This window comes from Boseongicola aestuarii (assembly GCF_900184815.1).
Taxonomy (GTDB): domain Bacteria; phylum Pseudomonadota; class Alphaproteobacteria; order Rhodobacterales; family Rhodobacteraceae; genus Boseongicola; species Boseongicola aestuarii.
This window is the reverse complement of the sequence record NZ_FXXQ01000009.1, coordinates 111,310-131,912: the sequence shown is the minus strand read 5'-3', so window position 1 is coordinate 131,912 and position 20,603 is coordinate 111,310. Positions and strand designations below refer to the sequence as shown.

The following is a 20,603-nucleotide window of genomic DNA, read 5'->3' as shown; positions in this document are numbered from 1 at the left end:
CTAAACGCCCAGACACCACCGCATGATGGCCTTCTGGGCATGCAGCCGGTTTTCGGCTTCGTCGAAGATCACCGAGTTTGGTCCGTCCATCACAGCACTCGTCGCCTCTTCCTCGCGGTGAGCCGGAAGACAATGCATGAACAAGGCGTCCGTCTTGGCGTGTGACATCAACGCCTCGTTCACCTGGTAAGGGCGCAACTGGTTGTGGCGCCGCTCTTTCGTCGTCTGACTGTCATGCATCGACACCCAGGTGTCCGTCACCACCAGATCGGCACCGTCGACGGCTTCAACCGGATCACGGACGATCTCGACCTTGACGCCTTTCGAGCGCGCCAGCGCGACAAACTCGGCTTCAGGATCAAGCGTCGGAGGGCCCGCGAAAGTCAGGTCAAATCCGAACTGACCAGCCGCATGCGCGAAACTGGCAAAGACGTTGTTTCCGTCGCCTAACCATGTGACTTTCTTACCCTTAATCGGGCCGCGATGCTCTTCAAAGGTCAGAATATCGGCCATGATCTGGCAGGGATGGCTGCGGTTCGTCAGTCCGTTTATCACCGGCACGGTGGCATGGTCGGCAAGCTCGAGCAGGGCCTCTTCTTCGAATGTGCGGATCATTATCAGGTCCACGTACCGGCTGAGAACACGCGCCGTATCAGCGATCGTCTCGCCGCTGCCCAGTTGCATTTCCTTGCCCGACAGGACCATCACTTCCCCGCCCATCTGCCGCACGCCGACATCGAAAGAAACGCGCGTCCGGGTCGAAGGTTTTTCGAAAATCAACGCGACCATCCGCCCCTCGAGAGCAGGGTCATCGTCCTTTGCCCCTCGCGTGCGCCCTGCACGGGCGGATTTCATGTTTGCCGCTGATGTGAGGATAGACCGCAGCGCCTCTGGCGGGGTTTTGTGGATATCGAGAAAATGGCTCATGTCAGTATCGCTTTCGATGCCGGAGTTGGGGCTCTGCCCCTCGCGCTTCGCGGACTCCCCCGGGATATTTGGACCAAAAAGAAAGTCAGAGGCTTGCCGCCACCTGGTCAAGACGTCGTAGCGCCTCGGAGATATCCTCATCGGGGATATTCAGTGGCGGCAGGATGCGGATGGCGTTATCGCCAGCCGGGACGGTCAGGATTTGCGCGTCATAGCCAGCCTTTACGACGTCCGTATTGGGCACTTTGCATTTGAGGCCAAGCATGAGGCCCGCGCCGCGCACGGCCTCAAAGACATCCGGGTGATTTGCCACCAGACCTTCAAGCCCCTGCCGCATCGCACCGGATTTCCGGTTTACCTCGGCGAGAAAAGCGTCGTCTGCGACGATCTTCATAACGGCATTTCCAACCGCCATCGCAAGCGGATTGCCACCATAGGTCGACCCGTGGCTGCCCGCTGTCATGCCAACCGCAGCCGCTTCGGTCGCCAGCACGGCGCCGAGCGGGAAGCCGCCGCCAATTCCTTTTGCAACCATCATGATGTCAGGCGTGACACCGGACCACTCATGCGCAAAAAGCTTGCCCGTACGGCCCATGCCGCATTGCACCTCGTCAAAGATCAACAAGGCGCCGACAGCGTCACAGGCATCGCGCAGCCCCTTGAGGCACTGATCAGGCACGGGAATAATTCCTCCCTCGCCCTGGATGGGTTCGATGATGACGGCCGCTGTCTTGTCGTTCAACGCCGCACGCAGCCCCTCGTGGTCGCCGAATGCGACATGGGTGAAGCCCGGCAGTAACGGACCGAAGCCCTTGGTCATTTTTTCAGACCCGGCTGCTGCGATTCCCGCAGCCGAACGCCCGTGAAAAGACCCGGTGAAGGCGATGATCTCAAAGCGATCCTCGCCCTTCTCGAACCAGTGTTTCCGCGCCATTTTCACCGCCAACTCACAAGCCTCGGTGCCGGAGTTGGTAAAGAACACCGTATCCGCAAAAGTCGCATCAACGAGGCGGTCCGCCAACTCCTGCTGGCCCGGGATCTCATAGAGGTTCGAAGTATGCCAAAGCTTGCCCGCCTGCTCGGTCAGGGCCGCGACCAGATCGGGGTTTGCGTGCCCGAGTGAGTTCACCGCGATCCCGGCGCCAAGATCCAGAAATCGGCGGCCATCCTTCTCGATCAGCCAGGCGCCTTCGCCGGCTACAAAGGACATCGGCGCGCGGTTGTAAGTGGGCAGGATCGACGGGATCATCGGCTTGAACCTTTATTCAGAAGCCTGAGACGTGCCAGTGGCGGTCAGGCGTGTCAACATTTTGGAAGGCATGAAAGACTGGACGCACAGGTAAGTGCGGAAAAGCGACGCTTCAGCGTCGGCGTCGAAGCGCGGTATGTCCAGTCATCGTCATGGCGCCCGGATAGGCGATCCATGGCGTCTTGTCGAGCGTGATATTGGCGTAAAACCGGTGCATCCCTGCGTCAGGCCGCAAACTTTGCGCGGATCTCTGGGTTATTCATGCGTCACGCGCCTTGTGACCGCCTGCGCCGGTGCTTAATATAAGCCTTCAACAATCGAGGCCGAGGAAAAATCCATGTCGTGGACTGACGAGCGGGTAGAGACACTGAAAAAGATGTGGGGCGAAGGCCAGTCGGCCAGCCAGATCGCCAAAGAACTTGGTGGTGTGACCCGCAATGCCGTCATTGGAAAGGTGCATCGCCTTGGCCTTTCGAACCGCGCTGGCGCCTCATCGACCCCCGCGCCCGAACGCAAGGCGGCAAAAGCGGACACCTCCGCGCCCGCAGCCAAGCCGGCGGCGAAAGTCGCGCCGCAGGACAAGGTTATCGAGGTGACAGTCACGCCCAGAAAACCGATTGTCCCGGCGGGCCAACCGCTTCCGCCACAGCCCTCGGCAAACGAAATCAGCCCCGAAACGCTCGCCAATGTGCGCGAGGTCGAAAAGACCGCCAAGCGGATCGGTCTGATGGATTTGACTGAACGGACCTGCAAATGGCCAATCGGCGATCCCGCAACCGAGGACTTCTGGTTCTGCGGCCTGTCGGTGCAGCAGGGCAAGCCCTACTGCGAAGCACACGTCAGTGTCGCGTTCCAGCCCATGAGCAGCCGCCGCGACCGCCGCCGCTAGGCCAAGCAGCGTCAGACTGTTTAGTCAGCCGTTTACCAATGCTCGCTGATTGTCGTGATTTGAGAGCATCCGACCTGTTCCAAGCCCTGAGGGGTGCAGTACGAATTGGTAGAATGATGGTATTGACCCGGCTGGCAAATCGCTGGTCGCTACAGCAGATGGTATTGGCCGGTCTGGTTTGTCTCTTTGCAGGCCTTTGTGGCGCGCCCTGTCGTCAACCAATGGCTTGAACCCTCCGTAGGGTCAGAATCGCGGCAATAGGCCGATCTCATATTCGATGGCCTGGAAGCCGCAGCATTAATACCATCGCCGCCCTTCATGCCTTGTTAGAAGGGAATTCCTCGGGACGCTTACAAAGCGATCCACCGGAAACCGCTATCCCCTCAGAAGCCAAAAGGGAGATTGCGCAATCATCCGACGTCGACACCCGGGTCACCTTATACTGCTATCCGTCTCTTCATGGTGAACGCCTGATGGGAAGTGTGAACAGAACCCAGACTCTCATCGGCGGTCGGACATTCACTCTGCACATGGTTCACGACATAACGGACCATGCCATCCCGTTTCGAGGTATTTTCTGGATCGTCACAGGGGTTCCCGTCGGCATCACCTCCAGCTTTGAGGTCATTGCCTTTCACGCGGTCGCAAAATCGCGCCGGGCGGAAGAGATATTTGAGCAGCATGCCCGTTTTCTTGCCGAGCGCGATCCATTGACCAGAACGCTCAACAGATTTGGCTTCAGCAACAAGGTAAATCGCATGATCCAGGACTGCGATTTGGCGTGCCGCCGTGCTTGCCTTGTCCAGATCGACGCGAATAAATTCAAGGAAATCAATGATCAATACGGGCCCCCGTGGGCGATCTTGCCCTCAGTGCAATTGCCGAACTGATGAAAGCCGCGGACCTGCCCTTTAAAGCTTCAAGAAAGATCAGCGTTCCGGCTTCGGGGACGCTCGCAAGGCATGACCGGCGCTTTCGAACGCCGACTATGGGAAATCAACAGCACTCAGAACGCCGCTTGCGCTGGCGATATCGCGGCCGATGTTCAGCCAATCATCAACGCGCAAAGCGGTGTGTTCGAGGGCGTCGACGCCTTGGTCAGATAGCATCATCTGACACTTGGATTTCTGGCCCGCGCCGTTGTCAACGATCTCACAGCTTAGGCTTAGACATCAGCGCGTGCCTGAACCTCGGCAAAAGCCACCTCAAGTACACCGATTTGGTTAAGACGCTCACGACGATGGACAGGGAACGCAATCTCCCGGCCCGTTTTCTGGCGATGAGGTGACCGAAAGCGACCGGAACGCGTTCAATCTGGATGATTTGCCCCCCTCCTGAAGGCGATCCGCAAAATGGGCATGTTCTTTGCGCTCGATGATTTCGGTACCGGCAGCTCGTCGATATCAATCCGGAAACTCCTGCGCTGCACGGCTTTGAAAATCGACACGAACTTCGTGATTGGCCTCGTGAATGACCCGAAAGACTACGCCATTGTGCAGGCCCTCACCGATCTCGGCCACAACATGCAACGACAATCATCACCGAGGGTGTCGAAACCGGAAGCCAGCGTCCAATCCTGAGACGTATCAGCGTCGACATGCTTCAGGGCCACCCTATTGGCAAAGCCGCCCCGTCCATAAGATCACCCGCTACATTGGGAACTGGTCCGTCGCCGCGGCGCCACAAAGTTTCCCGACCCGCGCCATCGCAAGCTGAATCCGCCCCACGTATGCGGCACCTGCGTCGTTGAGCCTTCCAGATTCTCCCGCTATAGCGCAGCTATGACCCAAAACCCGCCAAACCTGCGCCCCGACCTTGCCCGCGCCCGCGTCCCCGATGCCGCGCGCCCCGGACAACCGACCATTGGCATGGTCTCCCTCGGCTGCCCCAAAGCCCTGGTCGACAGCGAACGCATCCTCACACGCCTGCGCGCAGAAGGCTACGCGATCAGCCCTGACTATTCCGGCGCGGACGCGGTCATCGTGAACACCTGCGGCTTCCTCGACAGCGCCAAGGCCGAAAGCCTCGACGCCATCGGCGAAGCACTGACCGAAAATGGCCGAGTCATCGTCACCGGTTGCCTCGGCGCCGAACCCGACTACATCACCGGCGCGCATCCCAAAGTGCTCGCCGTCACCGGCCCGCACCAATACGAACACGTCCTCGACGCCGTCCATAACGCCGTCCCGCCAAGCCCCGATCCCTTCATCGACTTGATGCCGGCCACAGGCATCAAACTCACGCCAAGGCACTACAGCTACCTGAAGATCTCCGAAGGCTGTAACCACAAATGCAAATTCTGCATCATCCCCGACATGCGCGGCCGCCTCTCCTCGCGCCCGCTGAAGGCGGTGATGCGCGAAGCCGAAAAGTTGGTCGAAAACGGCGTGAAGGAACTCCTCGTCATCAGTCAGGACACCTCCGCCTACGGCACCGACTGGAAAGACCGCGACACCAAAGCCCCGATTCTAGACCTTGCCCGCGACCTCGGCACCCTCGGCGTCTGGACCCGCTTCCACTACGTTTACCCCTACCCTCACGTGCGCGAGATGATCCCACTTATGGCAGAGCAGAAAATCCTGCCCTACCTCGACATACCCTTCCAACACGCACACCCCGACGTGCTGAAACGTATGGCCCGCCCCGCAGCATCCGCCCGCACACTGGACGAAATCCAAGCGTGGCGCGCCGACTGCCCGGACATCACTCTGCGCTCAACCTTCATCGTCGGCTACCCGGGCGAAACCGAAGCCGAATTCCAGACACTTCTGGACTGGCTCGACGAAGCAAAACTCGACCGCGTCGGCTGTTTCAAATACGAAAACGTCGACGGCGCGCGTTCAAACGCGCTGCCGGATCATGTCGCCGACGACATCAAGCAAGACCGCTGGAACCGCTTCATGGAAAAGGCCCAATCCATTTCCGCTGCCAAACTGGCCGCGAAAGTCGGCACCACCCTGCAAGTCATCGTGGATGACATCGACGAGGACGGCATCGCCACCTGCCGCACCATGGCAGACGCCCCCGAAATCGACGGCAACCTGTTTATCGACGAAAGCACGAATGACCTCGCACCCGGCGATCTCGTCACCGTCGAGATTGACGAAGCCAGCGAGTATGACCTCTGGGGTCAGCGCAATAGCTAACTTCTTTTTGGCAAAAATATCCAAAACAGAGGCCCGCAAGGGCCTCTAGAAAACTCAATGTGTCAAAGCTTCCACGCGCTGGATCATGGACACGTTGCGGCAATAGTCGGGAAAGCCCGGCACATCACGATCCAGCCGAGATTTGCAGCCGCCAGCGTCGCTGCAACCCATGCAAGCCACCAAAGCCTCGACGATTTCCGTCCCGTCGATCAAACCGGACTGACGCGCAAGATCAAGATCCGCGCCATTTCGCGTGGCCATACGCTCCAAAAGCTGCTCATGGTGGGCCGTCTTGGATGTTGTGCTCATCGGGTTTCTCCTGTCTGGTTGCCTCAAGCCTGCCTGACAGAAAACCCCACCGCTCTGATCCAGATCAAATTTCCGGCCTAGCCACCGATGGCGCGTCGTACGGTGTTGATCCGGTCCGCGTTCGGGGGATGGGTGCGCAGAAACCGGTCACCGGGGTCGGCGGATCGGGCAAAATACAAGACGCCCCGCAAAGGATCATACCCGGACCGCTGCGCGATGCGTGCGCCAAGAGAATCGGCTTCAAGCTCAAACCCCTTTGAATAGCGTCGGGCACCAATCGTCCCGCCTATGTTCTGCGCAGTCTCAACACCTGCCTGATCGAGCCCCGCCAAGGACCCGATCAGCGTGCCCAAAATCGCGCCTGCGGCCGCAGAATTCTGGATTTGCGGAATGTGCCCCTCGATATGGTGCGCCGCCTCATGGGACAAAGCAAAAGCCAACTCATCCCGGTTGCGCATCTCGGCAAACAGCGCAGGCGTGAATCCAATCAAAGGTCGCCCGTTTTCATCCAGCGTCTGATAGGCGTTCGGCGGCAATCCTTCACGATCATCAATGAAAATGCGGAAATCGCAGTTCGCGCGGGGCCGTAGCTCGCGGCAGGTGCGCTCGGCCACGGGCTCAACCTGACGCACCACGGCACGGAAATCGGCCAAAGACTGAGGCCCGCCCGTGCGCGACTGGCTGACCGGCGCCTCGGTCGGCCGCGAGACTCCGGAAGGCCCTTCGACCTGTATATCGCAGGCCGCCAGACCCAGAATCGCCACAAGAGAAATACACACCGACCGCATCACCGAAACTCCTCACTCAGCTGATAGGTTCACCTCTGGCACGATAACGAAAAGACCGCCACTCTCAAGCAGTTGCCCTTGCGAAGACCCGCCGATGCCGTCACGTTAGCGGCCATGTTTACCATCGAGCACGAATTCGACGCCACGGTCGTCACCCTTGTGGATGATGCCGCAGCACACCGTCAGGAAGACATCATCGTCACGGCGTTTGATGATTGCGTGACCATTGAACAACTCGATCCGCGCACCGACACCATGCAGAAGATAACGTTGTCGCTGGCACAGATCGCCGATCTGACAGCGTCGCTCAATCTTCCCGAAGGTGTGTACCTGCGCAACAAACCCGACGCGCCTAAATGATCCAGTCAACCGAGTTCCCGACATGAGCACCGCCTTTTTTTACGACGAGCAAAGCTTCTGGCATTCTGGTGGCAATTATTCCTTCTTGGCGCCCGTCGGCGGTTTGATACAACCGGCCGCCACGGGCGGCTTGCCCGAAAATCCCGAAACCAAGCGTCGCCTCGTCAACCTGATGAACGTCACGCGCCTGATGGACGATCTCACCGTCATGCGCGCTCCACCCGCAAGCCAGATCGACCTGATCCGGGTCCACACCGGCGATTTCCTCACGACCTTCAGGAAGACCTCGGACAAGGGCGGCGGTGAAACCGGCCTGCGCGCGCCCTACGGCCCCGGTGGCTACGAACTTGCCGCGCTTTCCGCAGGGCAGGCCAAAGCCGCGCTCTTTTCGGTCTTGGACGGCGAATTCACCAACGCCTACGCCCTCACGCGCCCGCCAGGTCACCACTGCCTTCGCGACTGGCAAAACGGCTTCTGTCTCCTCGCCAACATCGCGATCGCCGTCGAAGCCGCCATTGCCGACGGCAAAACAGGCCGCGTCGCAGTGCTTGACTGGGACGTCCACCACGGCAACGGCACCGAAGCCATCTTTTATGACCGCGACGACGTCCTGACGGTCTCTTTGCATCAGGAACGCAACTATCCCCTCGACACAGGTGATTTCAAAGACCGCGGCGAGGGCCACGGCGAAGGCACCAACCTCAACATTCCGCTGCCGCCCGGCGCAGGGCACAACACCTGGCTGGAAGCCATCGACCGCCTCGCGATCCCGGCGATTCAGTCCTTCAAGCCTGACGTGATCGTCATCGCCTGCGGCTTTGACGCCGCAGCCTTCGATCCTTTGGGGCGCATGCTTTGCTCGGTCGACACCTTCCGGCAAATGACCCGCCGCGTGCTCGACCTTGCCGGCGACATCTGCCAGGGCCGCCTCGTCATGGCGCATGAAGGCGGCTATTCCGAAATGTACGTCCCGTTTTGCGGCCACGCCACGTTGCAGGAAATGTCCGGGTCATCCATCGACGCTCCCGACCCCTTCGCGGAAACCCTCAGAGAACGCCAGCCTGGCAAGGCGTTCGAGGCCTTCGCAAGCGGCCTGATCGCAGAAATGGCCGACGCCCTACCCTGATCTGCGCGCCCCCTCTGGAAATCCGGGGCGTGCGCGAATACCTCTTGCCTCGAACCAAGGAGCCGACCCCATGCCAGAGGCAAATCCCGCCGCCGTGTCTTTCCTCGCTAACCGCCGCTCGCGGCCAGCGAAAACGCTGACGACACCGGTCCCGACAAGGCCCGAATTGCAGGACCTTCTGACCATCGCCGCCCGCACACCGGACCACGGCAAACTGGAACCCTGGCGCTTTATCGTGCTAGAAAAGGCCGCCCTGCAACGGCTTGCCGACACAGTCCCGGCCTATTGCACCGACATGGACCCCGAGAAAACCGACAAACTAGTCGCGCAATTCGCCAACGCCGATCTATCCGTCGCGGTGATCTCCAGTCCCAAACCCTCTGACAAAATCCCCGTGATCGAGCAAACGCTCTCTGCAGGGGCCGTCGCCATGAACCTGTTGTCTGCCGCCCTTGCGGCAGGCTGGGGCGCCAACTGGCTGTCTGGATGGATCAGCCACCAACCGGCTTGGCGCGAAAAACACCTGGGCCTCGCACCCCACGAATGGATCGCCGGATTCATCCACATCGGCACAGAACGCTTGGCGCCGCCAGAGCGCCCGCGCCCCGACCTTTCAACCATCGTCACATGGGTCGAGACATGATCTTTTCGTCCATCGCCGACGCAATTGCTCAACTGTCCGATCCGCGCTTCCGCAGCGTCCTGATCAAAGGCGTGGGCCTGACGCTCGGCCTGCTGGCCGCCACCTACGCCATTATCTTCTTCGCGATCCAACTACTCTTTCCCGAGAGCATTACCCTGCCCTTTATTGGCGAAATCACTTTCGTCGACACACTTCTGTCGTGGGCCTCGGTCGTTTTAATGCTCGGATTGTCTGTTTTCCTAATGGTGCCCGTTGCCTCCGCCTTCACGGGTCTGTTTCTCGAAGACGTGGCCGATGCCGTCGAGGACCGCCACTATCCGAACGTCGCAACTGCGCCGCGTGTCGGATTGCCCGAAGCCCTGCGCGAAGGCGCGAGCTTCCTCGCGGTCCTCATCCTCGCAAATATCGCAGCACTTGTGCTCTATTTCACGCCGCTCGCCCCCTTCGTTTTCTACGGGCTGAACGGTTTCCTTCTGGGGCGTGAATATTTCCGCCTGATCGCGGTGCGACGAATCGGACGCGCCGGCGCGAAAAAGGCTTTTCGCTCAAATCTAATGACGATCTGGTCAGCCGGTGCGCTGATGGCGGTACCGCTTACGATACCCGTTCTGAACCTGCTGGTGCCCGTCGTCGGAGCAGCAGCCTTCACGCATCTTTATCACCGGATCGACGCGCGAGCCTAACCCTCGCGGCGTTCCATCCGATTAAAAACGTCGAAATCCTCGACCGAAATGCCGCCCCAAAGGATCACGCTGGCGATCACCGCAAAGGCGATCGCAGCAATCCAGGTGGTCGTGACGAACTTCCGCTTCATCGAAAACGCGGAAGACGGCGCGCCCGCTGGCGTGCCTGCGACTTTTTCGCCCGCTTCAGCCTGCGATTCCACACGGATCGGCAGGACAATGAACAAGACCATGAACCAGATCACGGCAAAGAGAACGATCCCGGAAACAATCGACATCAGACCTGCTCCAATTCGATCAACGTGCCGTTGAAGTCCTTGGGGTGCAGAAACAGAACCGGCTTGCCATGCGCCCCGATTTTCGGCGCGCCGCCTCCGAGAACCCGCGCACCCTTTTCGATCAACTGCTTTGAGGCCGCATGAATGTCATCCACTTCGTAGCAGACATGATGAATGCCGCCCGATGGGTTCTTTTCAAGAAATCCGTTGATCGGGGAATCTTCTCCCAAAGGATAAAGCAGCTCGATCTTCGTATTGGGCAATTCGATAAAGACGACGGTCACACCGTGGTCCGGCTCTTCCTGAGGCGCGCCGACATTGGCCCCCAGCATGTCACGGTATTGCGCGGCGGCGGCCTCAAGATCCGGCACCGCAATCGCCACATGATTCAATCGTCCGATCATCGTTCGCTCCATTGGTTTGGGGCGCGTTATCGACTGTCCCACGACCCGCCACAAGTGACAGTCCGACGCATCTCGCTATCGGTTAGCAATTTATTAAGTTAAAGTCCCAATATTTGAACCCGGTCGGACAAGCGGCCCGGAGGTCATACGATGCCGGAATCCCTAGAAGACTTTCTAATCACACGCCCGCCAACGGCGGAACGCCCGTTATTGGGTCAAACCGTTCTGGTGGTGGAAGACAGCCGTTTTGCCTGCGAAGCTTTGCGCATGATCTGCCAGCGGTCCGGCGCTCGCATCCGCCGCGCAGACAGCCTGAAATCGGCTGCGCGCCACCTGCGTACGTATCGCCCCGGCATCATAATGATTGACGTTGGCCTGCCTGACGGCTCGGGACTCGATCTTGTGCGCGACCTTTCGGTCAATGAAGCGCGAATCGGCGTCATAATCGCCATGTCCGGGGACGACGCCAATGCGCAGCCCGCCATGCAAAGCGGCGCGGATGCCTTTATTTCCAAGCCGATCACTTCAGTCTCGGCGTTTCAGGCCGCAATCATCGCCGAGCTTCCCAAAGACGAGCGCCCCACTGCTTTGCGTCCTGTTTCAACGGATGAAATCGTGCCGGACCGAATTGCCTATCGCGACGATCTGGTTCTGGCCGCCGACCTGCTGACAACCGATCCGGACGCGGAAACGGTCGCCTACGTCACGTCCTTTCTCATTGGCCTCGGCAACAGCGCCAATGACCCCGATCTCGCAAGTATCGCCAGCAAGGTCGAAGACGCTAAGTCCCCCGGCCTACACGATTTACGTGCCATCATAGATAAGCGCCTGAACGCGGTGGTTTCCGTTTAGTCGCGCGTCGGATCCGCACTGACCAGAATCGGCGCGGTCAATGAGCGCAAGCTCTGTATTTGCAGTCCTTTGGCATCGAAATTTTCCGCCCGCAACCAGGCCTCGAACGCGGCGCACAACGCCGGCCACTCGCCATCGATTGTCGCGAACCACGCCGTATCCCGATTGCGACCCTTCACAACGCTTGCCTGTCGAAACACGCCTTCAAAACTCAGCCCAAATCGCTCCGCCGCCCGCCGAGACGGAATATTCGTCGCGTCGCACTTCCACTCAAACCGCCGATAGCCAGCCTCGAACGCCCATTTCATCAAAAGATAAACAGCTTCCGTCGCCTCTCGCGTGCGCTGAAGCCGTGGCGCAAACGTCAGCCATCCCGTCTCGATCGTCCCCGCTGCTGGCGTGATCCGCATCAGACTAAGCGTGCCGCCAAGCCGCCCGTCCGCCATCCGAACCGCGAAATGCAACGGATCAGCAAGGCCGCAGTTCGCCGCGACCCAAGCCCGATAGCCCGCCTCATCAAACGGCCCGACCGGCAAATAGGTCCACATCGCATTGCTCTCATCCTCCAGGTGCGCCTCCCGAAGACCTGCCACATGCTCAACCGACAAAGGCTCCAGCCGCACATACCGACCCGCAAGAACACGCCGTGTCGGCACATCCGGCGGCGTCCAGCCCGCCAACGGTCGATCATTCATCCCACTTCCCCACCAATTTCCCGGTTCAGTTCTTCTTAATCATGTTCTACCATTGTTCTCCACGCCGCGCACCAGATCGCACATTGCAAATCGCCAAGGGTCATCGCATCATGTTGGACATGACAAGCTCTCCGACACAAGACCTGTCCAGGTTCCTGGGCGACGATCGCTTCGGCTGCGTGATGGCCGATCCGCCCTGGCGGTTCACCAACCGCACCGGCAAAGTCGCGCCCGAGCACAAACGCCTGTCGCGCTATCCCACGATGACGCTTGACGAGATTTGCGATCTGCCCGTCGCCGAGCACATGGAAGATCGCGCGCACTGCTACATGTGGGTGCCAAACGCGCTTTTGCCGGACGGTCTGCGCGTTCTGAATGCCTGGGGTTTTGAGTATAAATCCAACATCATCTGGCACAAGATCCGCAAGGATGGCGGCTCGGATGGTCGAGGTGTCGGCTTTTACTTCCGCAATGTCACCGAGGTTCTGCTATTCGGCACGCGCGGCAAGAATGCCCGCACCCTTGCACCCGGTCGGCGTCAGGTGAACATGATGCAAACCCGCAAACGCGAACATTCCCGCAAACCGGATGAGCAATACGAACTGATCGAAGGCTGTTCCTGGGGTCCGTACCTCGAACTGTTCGGGCGCGGCGTGCGCGATGGCTGGACCGTTTGGGGCAATCAGGCCGACGCCGACTACAAGCCAAGCTGGAAAACCTACGCTCACAATTCCGGCGTCGCCGCCGAGTAATCAGCCCACCAGGCAGCTTTCCGGCAACCCTATCAATAACAGCGGACAGGGGTTACCGACCCCACGCTCAAGGCGTTCCTCCAGCTTGCGCCAATGCGTCGTCGACTGCCCGTATTTGCTGGCGACAAACGTCTGGGTAAACGCCTCCACAAACGATGCGCCATCTTCCATCATCCGCGCAACGGACCGCCGCTGCGCCGCCGTGCGTTCGGTGACGCCATAGGCTGCCAAATCCTCTTCTGAGGCAACGCCCGCACGATGCAAAAGGTCCCCAATCCGCCGTACAAACGCCGATTGCATCGACGCGCCGCGGGTCACAATGATCCCGACACTAACCGCCGACTGAACGTGAAGCCTTTGAAAACTCTCAAGATCCCGGTCGTAAAAGGGATCCTTGTTGTTCCACTCAATCTCCAACGCAAGCGTGCCCGCGTCAGCGCGCATCACATGATCCACCTCATGCCCGATCCCGACCCGCTGCACTCCGTCCACCGAAGTCGAGACCCGAAACGTGTGCTTCGGCCAGCCAAGATCATAGAGCCGATGCCGAAGACGTTGCGTGAAGACCGCTTCGCCACCGCCGCCGCTGATAAGCTCGGTCGTCTCAATCTGAAAGTCAGCCAGAGCCGCCACCAGTTCCGCCGTCTCTTCCGGGAAATCGACCGACAGTATCGCACTCGCATGGTTGCGCGTTCGAACGTCGAACCCCTTGGCGACAAGCGTCTCCAGCATCAATCCTCCGGCGGTAACACCCGAAGGCGCAACTCGCGCAACTGCTCATTCGTCGGAGCAGACGGCGCATCCATCATCAGATCTTCGGCGCGCTGGTTCATCGGGAACAGGATCACTTCGCGAATGTTCTGCTCATCTGCCAAAAGCATAACGATCCGGTCGATGCCCGCAGCACACCCCCCGTGCGGCGGCGCGCCAAAGCGGAACGCATTGACCATCCCGCCAAAGCGCTTTTTCACCTCGTCCTCGCCATATCCGGCAATCTCGAACGCCTTGAACATGATCTCGGGACGGTGGTTCCGGATCGCGCCAGAAACCAGTTCATAGCCGTTGCACGCCAGATCATACTGATAGCCCAGTACCTCCAGCGGGTCGCCATTCAACGCGTCCATACCGCCCTGCGGCATCGAGAACGGGTTGTGCTCGAAGTCGATCTCTCCGGTCTCGTCGTCCTTCTCATAGATCGGGAAGTCCACGATCCACGCAAAGGCAAATCGGTCCTTATCCGTCAGCCCAAGCTCATTGCCGATCTCAACCCGCGCTTTGCCGGCCACGGCCTCGAACGCCTTCGCCTTGCCGCCAAGGAAAAACGCCGCATCGCCGATGCCAAGGCCAAGCTGCTCACGGATTGCTTCGGTGCGCTCCGGTCCGATGTTCTTGGCCAGTGGTCCGGCAGCTTCCATACCCGCGCCTTGATCGCGCCAGAAGATATACCCCATCCCAGGCAAACCTTCCTTCTGCGCGAACGCATTCATCCGGTCACAGAACTTGCGGCTGCCACCCGTCGGTGCCGGAATAGCGCGGATTTCTGTGCCGTCCTGCTCCAAAATCTTCGCAAAAATCGCAAACCCAGACCCGCGAAAATGCTCGGACACATCCTGCATCTTGATCGGGTTGCGAAGGTCCGGTTTGTCGGTGCCATACCAAAGCGCCGCATCGCGATACGAGATCTGCGGCCATTCGCTGTCGACCGCACGACCGCCACCAAACTCCTCGAAAATACCCTGCAAAACCGGCTGGATCGTGTCGAACACGTCCTGCTGGCTTACGAACGACATTTCCAAATCAAGTTGGTAGAAATCCGTCGGCGAACGATCCGCGCGCGGATCTTCATCGCGGAAACACGGCGCAATCTGGAAGTATTTGTCAAAACCCGACACCATCAACAGCTGCTTGAACTGCTGCGGCGCCTGCGGCAGCGCGTAAAACTTGCCCGGATGCAGACGCGACGGTACCAGAAAGTCGCGCGCGCCCTCAGGCGACGAGGCCGTGATGATCGGCGTCTGGAACTCCCGGAAATCCAGCCCCCACATCCGTTTGCGGATGCTTGCCACGACGTCCGAGCGCAGCTTCATGTTGTTCTGCATCGCTTCACGGCGCAGATCGAGGAAGCGGTACTTCAGCCGCGTTTCTTCCGGGTATTCCTGATCGCCAAAGACGATCAAAGGCAATTCCTCAGACGCGCCGAGAACCTCAAGGTCGCGAACAAAGACTTCAACCTCACCCGTTGGGATCTTGGGGTTCACCAGCTCCGGGTCGCGCGCCTTCACGTTGCCATCAATGCGGATACACCACTCCGAGCGCACCTTCTCCATATCAGCGAAAACCGGGCTGTCGGGGTCGCACAGAACCTGCGTGATGCCATAGTGATCGCGAAGGTCGACAAACAGTATGCCTCCGTGGTCACGGATGCGGTGGACCCAGCCGGATAGACGGACAGTATCACTGACATGAGAGGCATTCAGTTCGGCGCAGGTGTGGCTGCGATAGGCGTGCATGAGGGATCCCTTCGGGGGCGCTTGCGGAAAGTTCGAGCCGATACACATGGAAGGACCGCCAAAGTCAAGCACCGGGGGCTGAAAACAAAGCGGCAAACGGGCACGCATACCCTTGCGCCCGCCGGACCAATCCCTATAACCCACGACAATTTGCGCGACCTAGGGGATGACCGATGCCTAAAAGAACCGACATCAAGTCGATCATGATTATCGGAGCAGGCCCAATCGTCATCGGACAAGCCTGTGAATTCGACTACTCCGGCGCTCAGGCCTGCAAGGCCCTTCGCGAAGAAGGCTTCCGCGTCATCCTTGTCAATTCCAACCCGGCCACCATCATGACCGACCCGGAACTTGCCGACGCCACCTACATCGAACCCATCACACCGGAAGTCGTTGCCAAGATCATCGCGAAAGAACGCCCCGACGCGCTCTTGCCGACAATGGGCGGTCAGACCGGCCTCAACACCTCGCTGGCGCTTGAAGAAATGGGCGTCCTCGAAAAATACGGTGTCGAGATGATCGGTGCGACGCGCGACGCCATCGAAATGGCCGAAGACCGCAAGCTGTTCCGCGAAGCCATGGAACGCATCGGCCTCGAAAACCCCAAAGCCACCATCATCTCAGCGCCCAAGAAAGCAAACGGTCGCTACGACATCCCAAAGGGCCTTGAAGAGGCGATGGCGGCCATCGACTACGTCGGCCTGCCCGCCATTATCCGCCCGGCCTTCACGCTTGGCGGCACCGGCGGCGGCATCGCCTACAACCGCGACGACTATTTCGAGATCTGCCGCCGTGGCCTTGAAGCCTCGCCCGTCGCGCAAATCCTCATCGACGAGTCCCTCCTCGGCTGGAAAGAATACGAAATGGAGGTCGTCCGCGACAAAGCCGACAACGCCATCATCGTCTGTTCCATCGAAAACGTGGACCCCATGGGCGTCCACACCGGCGACAGCATCACCGTCGCCCCGGCCCTGACGCTGACGGACAAAGAGTACCAGATGATGCGTTCGGCCAGCATCGCCGTCCTGCGCGAGATCGGCGTCGAAACCGGCGGTTCCAACGTCCAGTGGGCCGTTAACCCTGCCGACGGACGCATGGTAGTCATCGAAATGAACCCCCGCGTGTCGCGTTCCTCGGCGCTTGCCTCCAAGGCCACCGGCTTCCCGATCGCCAAGATCGCCGCGAAACTGGCCATCGGCTATACGCTCGATGAACTCGACAACGATATCACCAAAGTCACGCCCGCGTCCTTCGAGCCGACCATCGACTACGTAGTGACCAAAATCCCGCGCTTTGCGTTTGAGAAATTCCCCGGCTCGGAACCAAACCTCACCACAGCGATGAAATCAGTAGGCGAGGCCATGGCCATCGGCCGCACCTTCCACGAGTCGATGCAAAAGGCGCTCGCCTCGCTGGAAACCGGCCTGACGGGCTTCGACGACATCGCCATTCCCGGAGCACCTGATCGCGCCGCAATCATCAACGCGCTTTCCAAACAAACGCCCGACCGCATCCGCGTCATCGCTCAGGCCATGCGCGAAGGCCTGACAAACGACGACATCCAGGCCGTCACATCCTTCGATCCGTGGTTTCTCGCCCGTATCCGCGAGATCATCGGCACCGAAGCTCAAGTCAAAAAGGACGGTCTGCCGGTCACCGAACACGGACTGCGCGCCCTCAAGATGCTCGGCTTTACAGATGCGCGCCTCGCCAAATTGACGGGCCGCACGGAAACCAACGTCCGCAACGCCCGCCAAAACCTCGGCGTCACGGCCGTGTTTAAACGCATCGACACTTGCGCCGCCGAATTCGAGGCGCAGACCCCTTATATGTATTCGACCTACGAAAGCCCCGTCATGGGCGATGTCGAATGCGAAGCGCGCCCCTCAAATGCCAAGAAAGTCGTCATCCTCGGCGGCGGACCCAACCGCATCGGCCAAGGGATCGAGTTCGACTACTGCTGCTGTCATGCCTGTTTCGCCCTGTCCGATCAGGGCTATGAAACGATCATGATCAACTGCAATCCCGAGACCGTCTCGACCGACTACGACACCTCGGATCGCCTGTATTTCGAACCGCTGACCTTCGAACACGTCATGGAAATCCTGCGTGTCGAACAGGAAAACGGAACGCTTCACGGCGTCATCGTCCAGTTCGGCGGACAGACTCCGCTCAAACTCGCCAATGCGCTGAACGACGCGGGTATCCCGATCCTCGGGACCACGCCCGACGCCATCGACCTCGCCGAAGATCGCGAGCGTTTTCAGGACCTTGTGAACCGCCTAGGCCTCAAGCAACCCAACAACGCCATCGCATCGACCGACGAAGCGGCTATGCTGGCCGCCGAAAAAATCGGCTATCCACTGGTGATCCGCCCCTCGTATGTGCTGGGGGGCCGCGCCATGGAAATCGTGCGCGACACGCCACAGCTTGAACGCTATATCCGCGATGCCGTCGTCGTTTCCGGCGACAGCCCTGTCCTGCTCGACAGCTACCTTGGTGGCGCGGTCGAAGTTGACGTGGACGCGCTTGCAGACGGCGAAAACGTCCACGTCGCCGGTATCATGCAGCACATCGAAGAAGCCGGCGTCCACTCCGGTGACAGCGCATGTTCGCTTCCGCCGCACACTCTCTCGCAAGACATAATCGCGCGCCTGACCGAGCAAACCGTTGCCCTCGCAAGAGAACTCAAGGTCGTCGGTCTGATGAACGTGCAGTTCGCCATTAAGAAAGACGAGATCTACCTCATCGAGGTCAACCCGCGCGCCTCGCGCACCGTGCCGTTCGTGGCCAAAGCTACCGATTCCGCGATCGCTTCGATCGCCGCACGCCTCATGGCAGGTGAAAAACTGACCGATTTCCCCATCGCAGAACCGCACCAACCGGTTAGCGATGACGTCACGATCCCAATCGGTGATCCCATGCGGCTCGCCGATTTCCGCACACCGTGGTTCTCCGTCAAAGAGGCCGTTCTGCCGTTTGCCCGCTTCCCCGGCGTCGACACATTGCTCGGCCCCGAGATGCGCTCGACCGGCGAAGTCATGGGCTGGGACCGTTCCTTTGCCCGCGCATTTCTCAAGGCGCAGCTTGGCGCCGGCGTCGATCTGCCGACTTCCGGCACCGTGTTCTTCTCGATCAAGGACGACGATAAGACCGACGAACTTATCGACACCGCCCGTATGCTCACGGAACTTGGTCTGTCGATCCTTGCCACACGTGGCACTGCCGGTTTTCTCACCGAAAACGGGATCCCCTGTGACATCGTAAACAAGGCCTACGAAGGCGGTCGCACCATCGTCGATGTCATGAAGGATGGCGAGATCGCATTGGTGATGAACACTACCGAAGGCGCACAGGCAGTCGAGGACTCGCGCTCAATGCGCAATGTGGCATTGATGGACAAGATCCCCTACTACACCACGGCCGCTGCTGCCCATGCCGCAGCTCTGGCGATGGTTGCCCGTCGGGATGGCGAGATCGAAGTCCGCAGCTTGCAGGGCGCATAAAAGAGCTTCAAGAAACGTTACCGAGGCCTTAACGCCCGTTAACCTTTTGCCTTGGCTGTTGCGTAAGTCGTGCCATCCCAGAACGGGCGCACCGACGCGATACCGACGTCATACCGACGTTGCACCGACGTCGGGATTTCAGCCAATTCAACGCGTTAACTATCTTGCCGCCAAGGCCCGGCTCGATCGGTCGCACGGTCCCACAAGCCTTCGATAAACCCCAAGCGACCCAGCGTCACCCTTGCCTCCAACTGTCTGTTCCCGCTACGTAAACCAAAGTCAGGAAGGGGTCCCCATGTATACGCCCATCATCACAGGCAGCGGTGTCTTCACGCCGGCGAACGTCATTACCAACGACGAATTGGTCGCCAGTTTCAACGCCTATGTGGATCGTTTCAACTCCGCCCACCAAGACGAGATAGTCAAAGGAGAAATCGCCGCGAGGGTTCATTCCAACGCCGATTTCATCCGAGACGCCAGCGGCATCGAACAACGCTATGTCATTGATAAAACGGGCATCCTCGACCCGACCCGCATGTCTCCCCGTTTCGACGCCCGCCCCGACGAGGCACCGTCTCTCACAGCCGAGATGGGCGTCGACGCAATCCAAAAAGCCCTTACCCAAGCCCGCCGCGCCCCTTCCGATATTGACCTCATCTTGTGCGCCGCCTCGAACCACGAGCGTGCGTATCCTGCAATTGCCGTGGAAATTCAACAGCTTCTGGGTGCTGGCGGCTTCGCATATGACATGAACGTCGCCTGTTCCTCAGCCACATTCGGCCTGCAAACTGCAGCCGATATGGTGCGCACCGGTTCGGTCAAATGCGCCGTCGTCGTCAGCCCCGAGATCTGCTCCGCCCACCTTGAATGGCGCGACCGCGACTGCCATTTCATCTTCGGCGACGTTGCAACGGCTATCCTGATTGAGCGGGAATCTGATGGCATGACAGGTTTCCGCGTTCTCTCAACCCGTTGCGCAACGACCTTTTCGAACAATATCCGCAACAATAACGGCTATTTACGTCGTGCCCACGATCAGATGGAAGATCGCCGAGACATGCAGTTTATGCAGGAAGGCCGTAAAGTTTTCAAAGAAGTCCTGCCGTTGGTTTCACGCCACATCGCGGATCATCTCGACGCCGAGAAGCTTGAGGCCGGCGATCTGAAACGGCTCTGGCTTCATCAGGCCAACAAGACGATGAACGACTATATCGGCAAAAAAGTCCTCGGCCGCGAACCCGCCCTTGGCGAACAGCCCAATATTCTGCAGGACTATGCGAACACCTCTTCGGCGGGTTCGATCATCGCTTTCTCAAAGTATTCAGACGACCTGAACTCCGGCGACATGGGCCTCTTGTGTTCGTTCGGCGCAGGCTATTCCGTCGGGTCGGCTGTCCTGAAAAGGGTCTGAGACACGGTTAACGCGTCCGTCAGAACTCGTTAACGAATTTGGGTTATACAAGGCTTTGACACCTCTTGTTCAGAT

At 59.4% G+C, this 20,603-nt stretch carries 22 protein-coding genes; 13 read left to right on the top strand and 9 right to left on the bottom strand.

Annotation, left to right across the window (positions count from 1 at the left end):
* Both argF and BOA8489_RS13575 read right to left on the bottom strand, forming a co-directional pair.
* Window positions 1-927 (bottom strand): ornithine carbamoyltransferase, encoded by a 927-nt coding sequence (argF, locus tag BOA8489_RS13580; RefSeq protein WP_093974669.1) that lies wholly within the window; start codon window positions 925-927, stop codon window positions 1-3.
* 85 nt (window positions 928-1,012) lie between these two features.
* Complete coding sequence (locus tag BOA8489_RS13575; protein WP_093974667.1) at window positions 1,013-2,176, bottom strand: aspartate aminotransferase family protein; 1,164 nt, start codon at window positions 2,174-2,176, stop codon at window positions 1,013-1,015.
* Window positions 2,177-2,513: 337 nt separating this feature from the next.
* Between BOA8489_RS13575 and BOA8489_RS13570 the strand changes: the two genes are divergently transcribed.
* The 5 genes from BOA8489_RS13570 to rimO all read left to right on the top strand — a co-directional run bounded on the left by BOA8489_RS13570 (window position 2,514) and on the right by rimO (window position 6,211).
* Window positions 2,514-3,065 carry a GcrA family cell cycle regulator gene (locus BOA8489_RS13570; RefSeq protein ID WP_093974665.1) on the top strand — a complete coding sequence of 184 codons (552 nt, stop codon included), beginning with the start codon at window positions 2,514-2,516 and terminating at the stop codon, window positions 3,063-3,065.
* A gap of 473 nt (window positions 3,066-3,538) precedes the next feature.
* Window positions 3,539-3,955, top strand: coding sequence for a GGDEF domain-containing protein (locus BOA8489_RS21100; RefSeq protein ID WP_093974663.1), 417 nt, complete (start codon window positions 3,539-3,541; stop codon window positions 3,953-3,955).
* Between the two features lie 72 nt (window positions 3,956-4,027).
* Window positions 4,028-4,171, top strand: coding sequence for a hypothetical protein (locus BOA8489_RS20490; protein ID WP_176440304.1), 144 nt, complete (start codon window positions 4,028-4,030; stop codon window positions 4,169-4,171).
* Between the two features lie 228 nt (window positions 4,172-4,399).
* Window positions 4,400-4,645 carry an EAL domain-containing protein gene (locus BOA8489_RS13560; RefSeq protein ID WP_306345762.1) on the top strand — a complete coding sequence of 82 codons (246 nt, stop codon included), beginning with the start codon at window positions 4,400-4,402 and terminating at the stop codon, window positions 4,643-4,645.
* 201 nt (window positions 4,646-4,846) lie between these two features.
* A complete protein-coding gene (rimO, locus tag BOA8489_RS13555; protein ID WP_093974659.1) occupies window positions 4,847-6,211 on the top strand; it encodes a 30S ribosomal protein S12 methylthiotransferase RimO in 1,365 nt (454 codons plus the stop codon).
* Window positions 6,212-6,265: 54 nt separating this feature from the next.
* On the opposite strand, the gene BOA8489_RS13550 is transcribed toward rimO, so the two are convergent.
* Window positions 6,266-6,520 carry a DUF6455 family protein gene (locus BOA8489_RS13550; protein ID WP_093974656.1) on the bottom strand — a complete coding sequence of 85 codons (255 nt, stop codon included), beginning with the start codon at window positions 6,518-6,520 and terminating at the stop codon, window positions 6,266-6,268.
* A 77-nt stretch (window positions 6,521-6,597) separates the two neighbouring features.
* Window positions 6,598-7,308 carry a M48 family metallopeptidase gene (locus tag BOA8489_RS13545; protein ID WP_093974654.1) on the bottom strand — a complete coding sequence of 237 codons (711 nt, stop codon included), beginning with the start codon at window positions 7,306-7,308 and terminating at the stop codon, window positions 6,598-6,600.
* A 114-nt stretch (window positions 7,309-7,422) separates the two neighbouring features.
* Here BOA8489_RS13545 and BOA8489_RS13540 point away from each other — a divergent pair, with 114 nt between their 5' ends.
* The 4 genes from BOA8489_RS13540 to BOA8489_RS13525 all read left to right on the top strand — a co-directional run bounded on the left by BOA8489_RS13540 (window position 7,423) and on the right by BOA8489_RS13525 (window position 10,120).
* Window positions 7,423-7,668, top strand: a complete 246-nt coding sequence (locus BOA8489_RS13540; RefSeq protein ID WP_093974652.1) for a DUF8831 family protein — start codon at window positions 7,423-7,425, stop codon at window positions 7,666-7,668.
* 22 nt (window positions 7,669-7,690) lie between these two features.
* Complete coding sequence (locus BOA8489_RS13535; protein WP_093974651.1) at window positions 7,691-8,794, top strand: histone deacetylase-like amidohydrolase; 1,104 nt, start codon at window positions 7,691-7,693, stop codon at window positions 8,792-8,794.
* 70 nt (window positions 8,795-8,864) lie between these two features.
* Complete coding sequence (locus BOA8489_RS13530; RefSeq protein WP_093974649.1) at window positions 8,865-9,437, top strand: nitroreductase family protein; 573 nt, start codon at window positions 8,865-8,867, stop codon at window positions 9,435-9,437.
* Window positions 9,434-10,120 carry an EI24 domain-containing protein gene (locus tag BOA8489_RS13525; protein ID WP_093974647.1) on the top strand — a complete coding sequence of 229 codons (687 nt, stop codon included), beginning with the start codon at window positions 9,434-9,436 and terminating at the stop codon, window positions 10,118-10,120. The genes BOA8489_RS13530 and BOA8489_RS13525 overlap by 4 nt, the downstream gene beginning before the upstream one ends.
* Here BOA8489_RS13525 and BOA8489_RS13520 read toward each other — a convergent pair.
* Window positions 10,117-10,398, bottom strand: a complete 282-nt coding sequence (locus BOA8489_RS13520; RefSeq protein ID WP_093974645.1) for a DUF1467 family protein — start codon at window positions 10,396-10,398, stop codon at window positions 10,117-10,119. The genes BOA8489_RS13525 and BOA8489_RS13520 overlap by 4 nt on opposite strands.
* Complete coding sequence (gene mce / locus BOA8489_RS13515) at window positions 10,398-10,802, bottom strand: methylmalonyl-CoA epimerase (RefSeq protein WP_093974812.1); 405 nt, start codon at window positions 10,800-10,802, stop codon at window positions 10,398-10,400. The genes BOA8489_RS13520 and mce overlap by 1 nt, the downstream gene beginning before the upstream one ends.
* 150 nt (window positions 10,803-10,952) lie before the next feature.
* Between mce and BOA8489_RS13510 the strand changes: the two genes are divergently transcribed.
* Window positions 10,953-11,654 (top strand): response regulator, encoded by a 702-nt coding sequence (locus tag BOA8489_RS13510; protein WP_093974643.1) that lies wholly within the window; start codon window positions 10,953-10,955, stop codon window positions 11,652-11,654.
* Here the strand turns inward: BOA8489_RS13510 and BOA8489_RS13505 are convergent.
* Window positions 11,651-12,349 carry a GNAT family N-acetyltransferase gene (locus BOA8489_RS13505; RefSeq protein ID WP_093974641.1) on the bottom strand — a complete coding sequence of 233 codons (699 nt, stop codon included), beginning with the start codon at window positions 12,347-12,349 and terminating at the stop codon, window positions 11,651-11,653. The two genes, BOA8489_RS13510 and BOA8489_RS13505, sit on opposite strands and share 4 nt — an antisense overlap.
* A gap of 119 nt (window positions 12,350-12,468) precedes the next feature.
* Here BOA8489_RS13505 and BOA8489_RS13500 point away from each other — a divergent pair, with 119 nt between their 5' ends.
* A complete protein-coding gene (locus BOA8489_RS13500; protein ID WP_093974810.1) occupies window positions 12,469-13,101 on the top strand; it encodes an MT-A70 family methyltransferase in 633 nt (210 codons plus the stop codon).
* On the opposite strand, the gene BOA8489_RS13495 is transcribed toward BOA8489_RS13500, so the two are convergent.
* Window positions 13,102-13,833 (bottom strand): BglII/BstYI family type II restriction endonuclease, encoded by a 732-nt coding sequence (locus BOA8489_RS13495; RefSeq protein ID WP_093974639.1) that lies wholly within the window; start codon window positions 13,831-13,833, stop codon window positions 13,102-13,104.
* Complete coding sequence (aspS, locus tag BOA8489_RS13490; RefSeq protein ID WP_093974637.1) at window positions 13,833-15,611, bottom strand: aspartate--tRNA ligase; 1,779 nt, start codon at window positions 15,609-15,611, stop codon at window positions 13,833-13,835. The genes BOA8489_RS13495 and aspS overlap by 1 nt, the downstream gene beginning before the upstream one ends.
* A 173-nt stretch (window positions 15,612-15,784) precedes the next feature.
* Between aspS and carB the strand changes: the two genes are divergently transcribed.
* On the top strand, window positions 15,785-19,117 hold the full coding sequence (gene carB / locus BOA8489_RS13485; protein ID WP_093974635.1) for a carbamoyl-phosphate synthase large subunit: 3,333 nt from the start codon (window positions 15,785-15,787) through the stop codon (window positions 19,115-19,117).
* Between the two features lie 295 nt (window positions 19,118-19,412).
* Window positions 19,413-20,528: a beta-ketoacyl-ACP synthase III gene (locus BOA8489_RS13480; protein WP_093974632.1), complete on the top strand. Its 1,116-nt coding sequence runs from the start codon at window positions 19,413-19,415 to the stop codon at window positions 20,526-20,528.
* Window positions 20,529-20,603: the final 75 nt, after the last annotated feature.

Excerpts from the sequence above, each read along its gene's own strand:
- argF (WP_093974669.1), bottom strand. The coding sequence starts at position 927 with ATGAGCCATTTTCTCGATATCCACAAAACCCCGCCAGAGGCGCTGCGG.
- BOA8489_RS13575 (WP_093974667.1), bottom strand. The coding sequence starts at position 2,176 with ATGATCCCGTCGATCCTGCCCACTTACAACCGCGCGCCGATGTCCTTT.
- BOA8489_RS13570 (WP_093974665.1), top strand. The coding sequence starts at position 2,514 with ATGTCGTGGACTGACGAGCGGGTAGAGACACTGAAAAAGATGTGGGGC.
- BOA8489_RS21100 (WP_093974663.1), top strand. The coding sequence starts at position 3,539 with ATGGGAAGTGTGAACAGAACCCAGACTCTCATCGGCGGTCGGACATTC.
- BOA8489_RS20490 (WP_176440304.1), top strand. The coding sequence starts at position 4,028 with ATGACCGGCGCTTTCGAACGCCGACTATGGGAAATCAACAGCACTCAG.
- rimO (WP_093974659.1), top strand. The coding sequence starts at position 4,847 with ATGACCCAAAACCCGCCAAACCTGCGCCCCGACCTTGCCCGCGCCCGC.
- BOA8489_RS13550 (WP_093974656.1), bottom strand. The coding sequence starts at position 6,520 with ATGAGCACAACATCCAAGACGGCCCACCATGAGCAGCTTTTGGAGCGT.
- BOA8489_RS13545 (WP_093974654.1), bottom strand. The coding sequence starts at position 7,308 with ATGCGGTCGGTGTGTATTTCTCTTGTGGCGATTCTGGGTCTGGCGGCC.
- BOA8489_RS13540 (WP_093974652.1), top strand. The coding sequence starts at position 7,423 with ATGTTTACCATCGAGCACGAATTCGACGCCACGGTCGTCACCCTTGTG.
- BOA8489_RS13535 (WP_093974651.1), top strand. The coding sequence starts at position 7,691 with ATGAGCACCGCCTTTTTTTACGACGAGCAAAGCTTCTGGCATTCTGGT.
- BOA8489_RS13530 (WP_093974649.1), top strand. The coding sequence starts at position 8,865 with ATGCCAGAGGCAAATCCCGCCGCCGTGTCTTTCCTCGCTAACCGCCGC.
- BOA8489_RS13525 (WP_093974647.1), top strand. The coding sequence starts at position 9,434 with ATGATCTTTTCGTCCATCGCCGACGCAATTGCTCAACTGTCCGATCCG.
- BOA8489_RS13520 (WP_093974645.1), bottom strand. The coding sequence starts at position 10,398 with ATGTCGATTGTTTCCGGGATCGTTCTCTTTGCCGTGATCTGGTTCATG.
- mce (WP_093974812.1), bottom strand. The coding sequence starts at position 10,802 with ATGATCGGACGATTGAATCATGTGGCGATTGCGGTGCCGGATCTTGAG.
- BOA8489_RS13510 (WP_093974643.1), top strand. The coding sequence starts at position 10,953 with ATGCCGGAATCCCTAGAAGACTTTCTAATCACACGCCCGCCAACGGCG.
- BOA8489_RS13505 (WP_093974641.1), bottom strand. The coding sequence starts at position 12,349 with ATGAATGATCGACCGTTGGCGGGCTGGACGCCGCCGGATGTGCCGACA.
- BOA8489_RS13500 (WP_093974810.1), top strand. The coding sequence starts at position 12,469 with ATGACAAGCTCTCCGACACAAGACCTGTCCAGGTTCCTGGGCGACGAT.
- BOA8489_RS13495 (WP_093974639.1), bottom strand. The coding sequence starts at position 13,833 with ATGCTGGAGACGCTTGTCGCCAAGGGGTTCGACGTTCGAACGCGCAAC.
- aspS (WP_093974637.1), bottom strand. The coding sequence starts at position 15,611 with ATGCACGCCTATCGCAGCCACACCTGCGCCGAACTGAATGCCTCTCAT.
- carB (WP_093974635.1), top strand. The coding sequence starts at position 15,785 with ATGCCTAAAAGAACCGACATCAAGTCGATCATGATTATCGGAGCAGGC.
- BOA8489_RS13480 (WP_093974632.1), top strand. The coding sequence starts at position 19,413 with ATGTATACGCCCATCATCACAGGCAGCGGTGTCTTCACGCCGGCGAAC.